The following is a 13,056-nucleotide window of genomic DNA, read 5'->3' on the forward strand; positions in this document are numbered from 1 at the left end:
TGTCTTTACACTCAATTCATGCCAAATCAACTGATTGTAAAGTTTGTTCCCTTGGGAAAAACCCATATCCCGTACTAATTTTGAAAAAATAAAAATAGATTCAAAAATAGCAACAGAATAGTTAAAATAAAAAAGCTAACAAACCGAGGAGAAAATGACCCAATTAAACGTTAAAAATCTCGACCATTTAGGAATAATCGCGGCCGTAGTTGATGAACTAGGTCTAGTGGATTATATCAATGAACAGTTACAAGAAAATGACCGTGCGAAAATCAGTGCGGGTCTGGTGGTTAAAGCCATGATTCTCAATGGCTTAGGATTTATTAATTCTCCCTTGTATTTATTCAGGGAGCATCTCACCTCTGCAATAAGTAGAAATACTTAACGAGGTAAATGAAAGAGTCAAAAAAGGTAATCATTTAAATAGGAACAGCGATGACGAAGGACTTGTGGTACATTGTCAGAATTCCAACTCGCACCAGTAATTTTAAGACGATGACCAATTTGTTTAACTTGAGATTCGACAGAGCCAGAGCCAATGGAAATGCCCTCTGCCTGCAAATAACCATAATTGACAATCCGATGTTTATGCTTGTTTAAATAAATGATAAAATTCTCAGCTTGAGGCTCTGACCATCCCTCAAAACAGGAGATAGCGGCATCCACTTCACCCGTCCAAAGAAAAGACTTGACCTCCTCAATTCGCTGGAATGACCCCCCAACTTTATAGAGGTTTTCAATTAAGTGATACCAGTCCAAAATTTCAATTCGCTCATGTTTCTGTCCTATCTCACGAAATAAGTTCCAGATACCATCATGTCCATCTCCCAAACAAATTAAAGGCTTAGCCAAAATTTGAGAATTAACCAAATCTAATAAAGCCGAGTTATCTTGAAAAAAGGCAGCTACCCCCAATTGATGAAAACTGACTCCTTTATAATCACGCCAAATTAAGGGTTCTCCCTTGGGAGTTCTGAGTCGTACCTTCCCACCATCTATGCTAATTTCTTCGACTTCTGTGTTAGAGCCCGTATTCCGTACTAGTCTTGAAAAAATAAAAATAGATTCAAAAATGGCTACAGAATAGTTAAAATAAAAAAGCTAATAAACCCAAGAGAAAATGACCCAATTAAACGTTAAAAATCTCGACCATTTAGGAATAATCGCGGCGATAGTTGATGAACTAGGTCTAGTGGATTATATCAATGAACAACTAGGAGAAAATGACCGTGCTAAAATCAGTGCGGGTCTGGTAGTGAAAGCGATGATTCTCAATGGCTTAGGCTTTATCAACTCTCCTTTATATTTGTTCAGTCGTTTTTTTGAAGATAAACCAGTAGAACATCTTTTAGGAAAAGGAATAAAAGCCAGCGACCTGAATGATGACCGTTTAGGGAGAGTCTTAGATTTAATCTTTATGGCCGGCATCAGCCGTTTGTTTCTCGGAATTTGTCTAAAAGCCGTAGAAATCTTCAAAATAGTGATGAAAAGTTCCCATTTAGACTCCAGTTCATTATCGGTACAAGGGGAATATAAATTATCGGTGGAGAGAGAAGATAAAGAAAGCCAAATAATCCATATCACTCATGGCTATTCAAAGGATAAGCGACCAGACTTGAAACAATTTGTCTTGAATCTAGTCTGTTGGGGGGATGGCGACATTCCCGCTTTTCTCGAATTAGGAGATGGCAATCAAAGTGATAAAAAAGAGTTTGCTAAACTCTTGAAAAAGTTCAATGAGCAGTGGCAATTTGAAGGATTGTATATAGCAGATTCAGCCTTATACAGTGCCGATAACTTGCAAAAGTTAACCGGCATATACTGGTTATGTTCTGTGCCGAAAACGATTAGAGAAGTGCAGGATGCGGTCAGTCAATTAGCCTCGGAGCAATTCATCACAACTGATTTAGAGGGCTATCGTCTTACCTCCTTAGAAAGTGAATATGGGGGAGTCAAACAACGTTGGATAGTGGTAGATAGCGAGCAAAAAAAAGCTTTAGACCTCAAACAACTGACGAAGAAGACAGAGAAAGCAACGGCTCAAGCTCAAAGACAATTAGAACAATTACAGCGTCAGGAATTTGCTTGTCGGGAGGATGCTTTAACCGCCCTGAGCCGATGGGAGAAGAGTTTAGAATGGCATCTTCTTCAAGACCTAACTGTCGTCGAAAAATGTCATTACGGTCATCGAGGTAAACCCCGTCCCCATGAACAGCCCATTCGTCGTAGCTATCATGCCCAAGCCACTTTCAGCCTCAATAGTGCGAAAGTTCAAGCTTCAGAGCGGGCAGCAGGACGTTTTGTCTTGGCGACGAATCAGCTAGATGGAGACTCTTTGAGCGATGAGCAACTGCTTGTCCACTACAAGCAACAGCAAGGGGTAGAGCGAGGTTTTCGCTTCCTTAGAGACCCTCTGTTTTTGGCGTCCAGTGTTTTTCTCAAAACCCCTGAGCGGATTATGGCATTGAGTTTCATCATGGTGTTGTGTTTACTGGTGTACAGCTTGGGACAACGTAAACTGAGACTGGCTCTGGCAGAGCAGGAGGAGACTGTGCCTAATCAGTTGGGAAAGCCGACTCAGCGTCCGACACTGCGTTGGATTTTTCAGATGTTGAGAGGAGTTCATTGGGTTGTACTGGATAATTGTCCCCAAATAATCAATCTAACGCTTGAGCGAGAGAGGATTTTGCGCTTTTTTGGGGCTACTACTTGTCAGTATTATCTTTTGTCATAATGACTTTTCTTATTTTCTTTGTTCTTTTTTTATGTACGGAATGTGGGGAAAAACTGTCTTAACAGACTATTAGTATGTTCATTTAATTCTCTTTCCTAAAAACCTTACGGATTAACAAAATAGAGTTGGGCTGATAATACTTGACTTAATTCGGGCTTGCTGAAAAAAGCTGAAACCTTTACGGAGAAAAATAGTAGGCGAATTAAGAACCGCTAGAATGCACGAAAATAGGGTAGAATGCCTCAAAACCATTGCATTAAGAAGAGAGAAAGCAGATGTACCGAAAGCAACAGTACTCAATTGAAACACCAGAAAACTTGAAAAATCTGTTCGGCGGGCAGTTAGACGAAGAAAATCGTTGGATAGAAATGTCAAAAATGATTCCCTGGGAAGAATATGAGGAAGAATATGCAAAAAACTTCACAGAAAAAAAAGGAGCCCCAGCCAAATCATTTAGAATGGCATTAGGAGCATTAATTATCAAAGAAATTTCAGGAAAAAGTGACAGAGAAACAGTAGAACAAATAAAAGAGAACCCTTATTTACAGTACTTTATAGGAATGGAAAGCTATAGTAGCAAAGAAGCATTTAATGCGTCAATGATGGTTCATTTTCGTAAAAAAATAGGAATGGAATTAATAAATAAAATTAATAAAGAAATAGAAAAAAAGCGACGGGTGTAGCGTCAGAAAAAAAAGAAAATGAAGGAAAGTTATTGTTAGATGCGACTTGTACACCAGCAGATATAAAATATCCAACGGATATAGGAATATTGAATGATGCCAGAGAAAAAACAGAAAAAATAATAGATAAGCTGTATGAAGAAATAAAAGAGAAAAGGAAAGAAAAGCCGAGGACTTATAGGGAAGTGGCAAGAAAAGAGTACTTAGCCATAGCAAAAAAACGTCGTGTGTCAAAAAAAGAAAGAAGAAAAGGAACAAAAAAACAACTAGGATATATAAAAAGAAACTTGTCTCATATAGAAAAAATGATAGAAGAGGGAGCAAAGTTAGAAAAACTAACGAAAAAAGAGCAAGAAGAGCTTGTAACGATAGGAAAAGTGTATGAGAAACAGTTAGAAATGTATGAAAAAAAGACAAATAAAGTAGAAAACAGAATTGTGAGTGTAAGCCAACCTCACGTGCGTCCAATAGTGCGTGGAAAAGCGGGAAAAGCAGTAGAGTTTGGAGCTAAAATATCGGCAAGTAATGTGAATGGCTTTGTCTTCTTAGACAAATTAAGTTGGGATAATTACAACGAATCGGGAGATTTACAAGCGCGAATAGAAGAATATAAAAGGGAAACAGGATGTTATCCGGAATCGGTTCATGTGGATAAAATCTATCGAACAAAAGCGAATCGAGCTTATTGTAAAGAAAGGGATATAAGAATGAGTGGTCCCCGATTGGGAAGACCGCCGAAAGAGGTGAGCAAAGAAAAAAAGAAAGAGGCACGCTCAGATGAAAGAGTGCGTAATGCCATTGAGGGTAAATTCGGACAGGGAAAGAGGAAATTTAGTCTTGGTCGAGTGATGGCCAAACTACCTGAGACCTCGGAAACGGTAATTGCGATGAACTTTTTGGTAATGAATCTTTCTACTCTACTTCAGAAGACAAAAAGTAAAAAGTTGTAGAGTCGTTTTTCTTGTGAAAAATGGTGTTAATTTTCCTCTCTTTTGTGAGGAGTGATTTGTGTTGACCTTTTTAGACAGAAAGGAACAATAGATTAAACAAAATCTGTATTTTGATTTGTTTCCATAAGGATAAGTTATCTATGCTTTTTCAGTCCATACTTCCCTAACCCACATTTCTTTCGTTTTTTGACTTTTTCAGCAAGCCCTAATTCTTCCTGTCCACTAAATCCTTTGCCATTACAGGGCGAACGCATCAAAATTCTAGACTCTTTATTTGACAAGCCTTTTAGCATTTCATAAAAAATCAATCATGATCACTGAAACCTTTACCTAGCCTATCATTCAAAAATAAGATGCGTTTGCCCTGTTTGCCGTTATCACAGGTAAATGTTTTTGAATTGGTGCACCTTTGCTTGATTCATCTTTGTATCTGACAATATAAAAAAATTCCCCTATCTAAAAGCTACTGTGTACACACATCTACCTGTCAACCTCATTTTGCCCCCCCAGCCCCCCAACTTTGGGGGGAGAACGGTATCTTTCGCGGTTCAAAGTCACCCAGTATTGGGGGATTTAGCGATTATCTTGTTTGTCAAGGCCTTGATAGGATCGCTATCAAATAAAATTAGTCAAAACAAACAACTCATCCTCATACAACTCGTCAGAGAATGAGTTATGTTAACTCTTTCAACCAATATCAGAGAATTAGCACGCTTGCAGTTTTTCCTCCTTTGTCTCTATATTTTCAGGACATCGCCAAGGTTTTTGACTCTTGACTATAGCATGAAGAAATCCCAATAGCTTATGAGCGCAGGCAATTAAAGCTACTTTTTTGGCCTTACCTGCCTGGAGCAATTTTTGATAAAACGCCTTAATTACCGGATTGTGTTGTATTGCCACTAGGGCTGACATATACAGCACGGCACGCACCCTTGCTCGTCCACCGATAATACGTCGTTTTCCTCGCATTTGCCCACTGTCACAGTTCATGGGAGCAATTCCCACTAGACTCGACAGTTTCTTCAATGGTAGCTCTCCTAATTCTGGCAACATTGATAGCAAGGTCACGGCCGTTACTCTGCCCACTCCAGGTACACTGGTTAATAGCTCATACTGCTTTTTACTCTCTTCGTTGTCTTGCCGCAGTTGGTCTATCTGCTCATCCATTCCTTTTATCCTTTGTTTGAGCCATTGAATATTAGTCTCAATGTCAGCTTTCGCCGTGCTACTACGAACACTGTGCGCTCGTTTTTGTTCACTGTTTAGCATTTCCACTAACTGACTACGACGATTGACCAAATCGGATAAAGCTACTTGAGATTCTGATGCTAACGGTTTTGGGCTTGGTTGCAAGGCTTCTCCAAAATGGGCTAATACCTCGGCATCTATTTTGTCCGTTTTCGCTAGACGACCTGATGCCTTGGCAAAATCTCTGGCTCTTTTGGGATTAATCACTGCTACCTTGAATTCCTCTTTTTGCAGCTTGTGAGCCACTCCTCTTTCCATTCCTCCTGTTGATTCGATGATGATTAACTCAATTTTGTATTTTTTGAGTTGTTCGCTTAATTCCTGCCAGCCTGACTCTTGATTGGTTACTTGCAAAACCTTATTCGCTGGACGTAAAGCTATGTCCAACTTGGCTTTGCTGACGTCTATACCAACCCATTGGCTTGCTACTTGAGTTTCCATGCTTTTACCCCTTTACTTTGAGTTTTTATCTTCATTACTCGACCTTGTTCACTACGGGTTCGTGACCCTCTCGATTTTTCGAGTTTTTGAAGGATTGATGAGTGGCGACCTAGACTAAATCTCGGCTTTTATAACCAAGGGGGAATCGGTCTACCACTCTTCCTTTAAGATACAAGGGGGCTAAATAAGGTTAAACAGAAAACCAAAGACTTGTGTGTACACGGTAACTATTTAAAAGGAGGATAATCTCGATATGGTGAACTGGTAAGTTAGTAGGTTTCAACGTGCCAACGGTGTTCTTTCTTCATTTGTTTTTGGAAATCAGACCACTTGGTTCCGTTATTTTCTGCCATTGAGGTTAATGCCTCTTCAATACCCGTTTCCATGCCTTTCAAACCGCACATATAGGTATGGGTATTGGGACTCTGCATTAAATTCCACATTTCCTCGGCATTTTCGGCTACTCGATGCTGAATATACATCCGGCCACCTTCTGCATTCTTTTGCTCACGGCTAATGGCATAGGTTAGGCGGAAATTATCAGGGAATTCTGCGGCCAGTTTTTCCAGATCATCTTTGTAAAGAATATTCTCCGTCTTAGGAATACCAAAAATTAACCAAGCTAATCCTCGGAACTTATAATTTTCGTGTTGTTCCTTAAACATCCGCCATAAATAAGCGCGGAAAGGAGCGATCCCCGTACCTGTGGCCATCATTATAATGGTGGCATCTTCCTCTGGGGGTAACAACATCTCTTTCCCAACCGGGCCAGTGATTTTTAGCTCATCACCCACTTTGATATTGCAGAGAAAGGTCGAGCAGACCCCATAGACTTTTTCGCCGGTTTGAGGATGGTCGTATTCCAATTGGCGCACACAGAGAGAAACAGTCTTATCATCCCCAAAATCACCATGACGGGTAGAGGCGATTGAATAAAGTCTCAACTTATTTGGTTTACCCTTGTCATCTGTACCGGGTGGAATAATCCCAATACTTTGACCTTCGATATAACGAAGATCGCCACCAGACAGATCAAAGGTAACGTGCTGAACAATACCAATCCCGCCTTCACCGACCAGGGGATAGTTTTCAATACATTTACCCACAAAGGGATTATTAGGACGATAGATATTAACCGGAATATCTTCTTCGTGTTTGGCTTTCGCTGAAGTCATAGCTTTACTTGGCTGGGTTTCCAGACTAGCGGATGGGGTTGCGATCGCTTGGGGCGTTGCCACCGAGGGACTTTTGGTCAAAGGGAGAGGACTATCACCCGCAAGCGGTTTAATGCTGACAATCTGGCCCCCCATTTGAGTAATACGGCGCATCTCTTGGTTCATCCGTTTAAAAGGAACCGTAATAAAAACATTGCCGCTACGACGAATGGGGAAGTCTAAACCATCAGTCGCGGTGCTTTGACTCAGTCCCACCACTTCATAGACAAACAGACGATTGCCAGAACCGCTTGGCCCAAAAGAAGTAGCCGCATAACCTTCTCTGTACATTCTTGAATCTCTCCCTACTCAAACTGAAAATCAATAAATAGCAGTATTCTTTAGCCTACCACTGGAAGGTGATGGAAATAGTAGGGAACAAGATAGAAATACAGCCCGATAGTCAGCTTCAGCATAGCAAGTCCTTAAGGTTTAAACTGTCAAAACAGTAGCCATTTAGCGTCTTGTTCCCAATTTTCTCAAGAAAGGGGTGGGGGAAATCTTGTAGAAGCGAATACAATCCTGATATGATTATCGTTCAGTATCTAAGAATTTGAGCCGAAGTGAATTTCAACTCCTGACCAGGGGTTAAATCATTTCAGCTTTAGCCTTTGAGGCTATGGGAAAAATCCACCTTTATAGGGGTACAAAGTAACCTGTAGCATCAGGGGTGACTCTTCCAAGGATTGGTAGAGACTATTTTCAATGAAAACCGGGTTAACAATCAGTTTTGCATTTAGAGGGAAGTTATGACCACTCAGCCAGACCGCGTGGTTCTTATTGGTGTTGCCGGAGATTCCGGTTGCGGTAAATCAACCTTTTTACGCCGTTTAACGGATTTGTTTGGTGAAGAGTTTATGACGGTTATCTGTTTAGATGACTACCATAGCCTCGATCGCCAGGGGAGAAAAGTGGCAGGTGTTACTGCACTGAATCCCAAAGCCAATAATTTTGACTTGATGTATGAGCAAATTAAGGCTCTGAAAAGTGGTCAGTCGATCATGAAACCGATTTACAACCATGAAACCGGCATGATTGACCCCCCTGAACTGATTGAACCGAATAAGGTGGTTGTCATTGAAGGTTTACATCCCCTCTATGATCAGCGAGTACGGGAATTAATTGATTTTGGGGTCTATCTCGACATTAGTGACGAGGTTAAGATTAACTGGAAAATCCAGAGAGATATGGCAGAGCGAGGTCATAACTATGACGATATTATCGCCTCTATTAATGCTAGAAAGCCTGATTTTACGGCCTATATCGAAATTCAAAAGCAGTATGCCGATGTGGTCATCCAAGTCTTACCGACTCAGTTGATAGAAGACAAGGAAAGCAAACTATTACGGGTTCGTTTAGTGCAAAAAGAAGGGGTTCAGTTCTTTGAACCGGCCTATCTCTTTGATGAAGGTTCGACCATTGATTGGCGGCCCTGCGGACGGAAGTTGACTTGTACCTATCCAGGCATCAAGATGTATTATGGGCCGGATGCTTTTATGGGCAACGAGGTTTCCATTCTTGAAGTGGATGGTCAATTCGATAATCTTGAGGAAATGATCTATCTTGAAAGTCATCTCAGCAAGACAGGGACTAAATATTACGGTGAAATGACCGAGTTACTGCTCAAGCACAAGGAATATCCTGGTTCGGAAAATGGCACAGGATTGTTCCAAGTCTTAGTCGGTTTAAAAATGCGTGAAGTTTACGAACAACTGACTACGGTTGTTAAGGTTCCGGCGGCTGTGTAGTATTCCGCTAACTTTTAGCGATAAAAGCGATAAATTTGGATCGTGGGAGAAGCTATTTATCTCTCACGGTTTTTTCATTTTGAGGATTTCTGACAATGCAATTTTTAGTCTTGATCGTTTTTTTTCTCTTTGCAGGGGTGGAATTATTTCAATGGCTAAAGGGTGTGATTTTACCTTTGCCGATTTATGTATTGGCAGGTGCTTTTTTGGCGATCGCCTCTAATTACGACAAGGGTTTAGGGTTGTTATCCAGTCAGAATGTTGTCCCATTAGAGAATCAGACACCACCGCTTGAGGTGTTAGATGCAGAAGTAGCCTTGTTCCAGGCGGAACTAGAGAATAATATACTGTCAGGATCAGAGACTGTTGTAGAGAAGGGAAAAGGCGAAATTTCTTAAACCATGGCCATTAAACGTTCGACTCCTAAGCCTGGAAAAGATCAACCTCCATCCGAGGCATCTCCCTCAGAATCTACGCCCATTTTGCAACCAACGGCGATCGCCGAAGATCTAGAAGGGGTAGAGGATAGTATTCGTCCCCAGCGTTTAGGGGAATACATTGGCCAGAAAGATCTTAAGGAAGTGCTCAATATTGCCATTCAAGCAGCTAAAAATCGAGAAGAAGCCATTGATCATCTTTTGCTCTATGGGCCGCCCGGATTGGGAAAAACCACCCTAGCTTTGATTTTGGCCAGGGAAATGGGGGTGACTTGTAAAATTACGGCGGCTCCAGCCTTGGAACGTCCGAGGGACATTACGGGCTTATTAATTAGTTTGCAGCCAGGGGATATTCTCTTTATTGATGAAATTCACCGCTTAAATCGCCTGACGGAAGAGTTACTTTATCCGGCCATGGAAGACTATCGTTTGGATATTACGATGGGTAAGGGCAAAAGTGCTAAGATTCGCAGTCTGCCTTTGTCAAAATTCACACTGATTGGAGCCACGACTAAAGTGGGAGCCTTAACCTCTCCTCTACGCGATCGCTTTGGCTTAATTCAACGATTACGATTTTATGAAGTGGATGAATTGAGTCAAATTATCCGACGCACTGCCCAAATTTTAAAAACGGCTATTACCGACGAAGGAGCCAGCGAAATTGCCCGACGGGCCAGGGGAACGCCTCGTATTGCCAATCGTCTTTTAAAGCGAGTACGGGACTATACCCAGGTGAAAAAAGAGTCAGAGATTACCTTGGATTTGGCCCATAGTGCTCTAGATATCTATCAGGTTGATAAACGGGGTTTGGATTGGACAGATCGGTTAGTTTTATCCACCCTAATTGAACAGTTTCAAGGAGGCCCGGCCGGCTTGGAGGCGATCGCGGCGGCCACGGGAGAAGATGCTAAAACCATTGAGGAAGTCTATGAACCCTATTTGTTACAAATCGGCTATATCAATCGTACTACCAGGGGAAGGATTGCCACCGTTGCGGCCTATCGCCATCTGGGTTTAACCGTTCCCAAACGGGCCAATAATGAGCAATTAACTCTCTTTGAACCTGAAGTTTAAAACTCGTGATTCACAGAAAACAACATCAAAACTTAAGGAGAACCTGAAATCTGCGCGGTTTCTGTCGGCGGAGCCATATCTCCCATAATGCGATCTGCCCACCAAACGTTATGGCCCTTTTCTGGACTACGCCCATAGCTGGGTTTAAGACCATAGAGTATTCCCTCAGGATGATTGAGATAACGCCCAATCTTTTGATAAAGCTCTGTTACTTTTAATCCCCTCGGATCACAGTGCGTTCCAATAATTTTTCCATTACCCTGATCCAACCAATAGTGGGTCACCATCTGGGGAAAGCGACCAGCTTCTAGGGCGATCTTTAAATATAATCTTGCCAAGGATTCATACTGATTTTCCGTATAGGCCCGACGGGAAAGGGTTTCGAGGGGAATGGCCCGACCACTGGATAATTTGTGGGCATCATCGGCGATCGCGTTAAAGGCATTAACTTCCGCATCATTGACAAAACAATCAGAGCCTTCCATCTGCACAATTTCCACATTGACCGACGAAGCCAGACGGGTGCGATTCGCTTGTAGTAACGGATTAACTCGACGACAGGCATTGATCAAGGGTTTAACGGTTTGAGGTGATGCGGCCCATTGTTTGGCTTGCTGCTCTTGACTTAAGACCTGGGAACATAAACCGGCGATCGCCCAAATGGCAGTGGTTTTACCGCCGTCCACTTGGTGAGGATGATCCGCGAGGTAAGCATCAAAGGCACTATCGGAGGCTGCATTAAACCAGAGGGCAGTACGATTGGCTAAATCTGGGGGACGTTCCTTCAGGCTGGCAATGACCTGTTGAATGGCCTTTTGTCTGGCCTTGGGGCTGGCTGCATTCCATACCTGTCGTAATTGCCGATTGCGATCGCTTTCCGACATAAAATCTAGCCCTTTTTCGTAGGCCGTGGCGGTGGGACGATAGGACGTAAAAAATTCGGGGCGAGTAATAATCGGTTTTCCTTCACGAGGCACATAGACTGCTATCCCATCTCCTAAAGGACTACGGGTATATTGACGACGATTGAGCAATTCTTCTCGACTGAGTTGGCCCGCCGTATCATGCAAAATCATTAGGGGTGGTTGGGGGCCAGGGACAAAACTGCTTTTTCGGCGCGGAGATTCTCCCAGAATTAAAAGGATTTTTTCTCGTTCCCTTTCCGTTAACAGACGACCCACTGGACTGCCATCTTTATCCACCGTATCCTCGAAGTGACTGGGAACTTCCGGCACATTGTCATCACCAGAGAAATCTGGAAAAAACAGCGATCGCGCCAGGGGAGTTTGATCCGCAAAGAATTGATCCAGCCCTACTGCCATAAACATCGTGCCACAGGCAACACCGAGAATACGTCGTTTAGGGGGAATGGTCAAATTATCAATACTCTTGCGAATTTGTCCTAAAAAATGTTTAAATTTAGGATGGTTAATAAAGTGAGTCATCGTCCTAGCAAATCGTCGAGATTGGGGTGGACAGTCAGATAAGGGGAGAAAAGTCTAACCAGGAAGATGAAAAAATAATTAAAAAGATGTTTTTCTTATATCACAGTTTTAAAATTCAATCAACAAGGTGAAAGCGATCTCACTACGAAGCGGTGATCGCACTAAGATTTTACCTTTATAGTCCTTTATCTTCTACATCAGAGATTGTCGTTTGAGGTAAAGTATTTAACCAAGCCTCTGTAGTAGCTTGAACTATGGAAAAATCAAATTCACCCTTTCGAGCTTTTTCAAATACAGAATCAACACTCCCAAGCGAGAATGACAAAATTATTTTATATGCTTGCGCTTTACTGTCATCGTCATTATAAGTAAGTTTTTCCATTGTTAGATTTAAAGCAGAAAGAATTCTCTCCCAAATTACAACCTCTTTTTCAGGACGGAGATCTCGTTGGAAGCCCTCAATCCATTGTTCAAGCGAAGTATCTAAAAGCTGTCGCATGGCAAACCAAAGATTTTGAATTCGGATTAGCAGTGCTTTATCAAGATCATGATACCGAATTGGCCCAATCTTTAGATCGGCAATTGGAAAATTCTCGATATAACGAGTCTCAAAAACTTCAGAATTGGCCTCTATTTGTGATAGATCGATAAGGTTTTTATATAGCTGTGGTCTAATCGTACGCAATATTTCGAGTGCAGTCTCCTTAATATTATTTGAATCACTTACTATCGAGAGAAGATCCGCAAGTGATGGATTCAATTTTGCAACATCGCTTCTGTTTACATCCAACCAAATGGGAATAAGGCGAGTATTTTCCTCAACAAATCGATTGACGAGTCCACTTAGCTCGTAGCGCGTCCAAGGTTTTCCAATAAACGACTTACTGATTACAAGAACACCTGAACGAGTTGTAGCAAGTCCTTCTGCAATCTTTTCGGATAGACGATCACCAGGGACAAGAACGAATTTATCAAACCAAACACGTACGCCAAGTTTTTTTAATTCAATCGACAGTGGCTCTACGAAAGATTTTTTGTCATTACTTGAGTGGCAAATAAAAACATCCCAGTTTTGCATTGAT

Annotated in this window: 9 protein-coding genes and 2 pseudogenes; 6 read left to right on the forward strand and 5 right to left on the reverse strand. The window is 41.7% G+C overall.

Annotation, left to right across the window (positions count from 1 at the left end):
• Positions 1 to 154: 154 nt before the first annotated feature.
• Positions 155 to 385, forward strand: a complete 231-nt coding sequence (locus tag KA717_32270; GenBank protein ID UXE60250.1) for a DUF4277 domain-containing protein — start codon at positions 155 to 157, stop codon at positions 383 to 385.
• Positions 386 to 402: 17 nt separating this feature from the next.
• Here KA717_32270 and KA717_32275 read toward each other — a convergent pair.
• Positions 403 to 1,017, reverse strand: a pseudogene (locus tag KA717_32275) (ISKra4 family transposase).
• Between the two features lie 103 nt (positions 1,018 to 1,120).
• On the opposite strand from KA717_32275, the gene KA717_32280 reads away from it, so the two are divergent.
• Complete coding sequence (locus KA717_32280; protein UXE60251.1) at positions 1,121 to 2,734, forward strand: IS1634 family transposase; 1,614 nt, start codon at positions 1,121 to 1,123, stop codon at positions 2,732 to 2,734.
• Between the two features lie 275 nt (positions 2,735 to 3,009).
• A pseudogene (locus tag KA717_32285) lies at positions 3,010 to 4,346 on the forward strand (IS5 family transposase).
• Positions 4,347 to 5,072: 726 nt separating this feature from the next.
• Here KA717_32285 and KA717_32290 read toward each other — a convergent pair.
• Positions 5,073 to 6,056, reverse strand: a complete 984-nt coding sequence (locus tag KA717_32290; protein ID UXE60252.1) for an IS110 family transposase — start codon at positions 6,054 to 6,056, stop codon at positions 5,073 to 5,075.
• A 269-nt stretch (positions 6,057 to 6,325) separates the two neighbouring features.
• Positions 6,326 to 7,561, reverse strand: coding sequence for a ferredoxin-NADP reductase (locus KA717_32295; GenBank protein ID UXE60253.1), 1,236 nt, complete (start codon positions 7,559 to 7,561; stop codon positions 6,326 to 6,328).
• Positions 7,562 to 8,019: 458 nt separating this feature from the next.
• Between KA717_32295 and KA717_32300 the strand changes: the two genes are divergently transcribed.
• The 3 genes from KA717_32300 (at position 8,020) to ruvB (ending at position 10,529) form a co-directional block, all read left to right on the forward strand.
• Positions 8,020 to 9,018 carry a phosphoribulokinase gene (locus tag KA717_32300; protein ID UXE60254.1) on the forward strand — a complete coding sequence of 333 codons (999 nt, stop codon included), beginning with the start codon at positions 8,020 to 8,022 and terminating at the stop codon, positions 9,016 to 9,018.
• A gap of 95 nt (positions 9,019 to 9,113) precedes the next feature.
• Positions 9,114 to 9,416 carry a hypothetical protein gene (locus KA717_32305; protein UXE60255.1) on the forward strand — a complete coding sequence of 101 codons (303 nt, stop codon included), beginning with the start codon at positions 9,114 to 9,116 and terminating at the stop codon, positions 9,414 to 9,416.
• Positions 9,417 to 9,419: 3 nt separating this feature from the next.
• Complete coding sequence (ruvB, locus tag KA717_32310; protein ID UXE60256.1) at positions 9,420 to 10,529, forward strand: Holliday junction branch migration DNA helicase RuvB; 1,110 nt, start codon at positions 9,420 to 9,422, stop codon at positions 10,527 to 10,529.
• A 32-nt stretch (positions 10,530 to 10,561) separates the two neighbouring features.
• On the opposite strand, the gene KA717_32315 is transcribed toward ruvB, so the two are convergent.
• Both KA717_32315 and KA717_32320 read right to left on the reverse strand, forming a co-directional pair.
• The gene (locus KA717_32315) at positions 10,562 to 11,974 is read right to left on the reverse strand and encodes a hypothetical protein (protein UXE60257.1); all 1,413 of its coding nucleotides are present in this window, start codon (positions 11,972 to 11,974) and stop codon (positions 10,562 to 10,564) included.
• Between the two features lie 175 nt (positions 11,975 to 12,149).
• The gene (locus KA717_32320) at positions 12,150 to 13,052 is read right to left on the reverse strand and encodes a toll/interleukin-1 receptor domain-containing protein (protein ID UXE60258.1); all 903 of its coding nucleotides are present in this window, start codon (positions 13,050 to 13,052) and stop codon (positions 12,150 to 12,152) included.
• Positions 13,053 to 13,056 lie beyond the last annotated feature (4 nt).

This window comes from Woronichinia naegeliana WA131 (assembly GCA_025370055.1).
GTDB classification, from domain to species: domain Bacteria; phylum Cyanobacteriota; class Cyanobacteriia; order Cyanobacteriales; family Microcystaceae; genus Woronichinia; species Woronichinia naegeliana.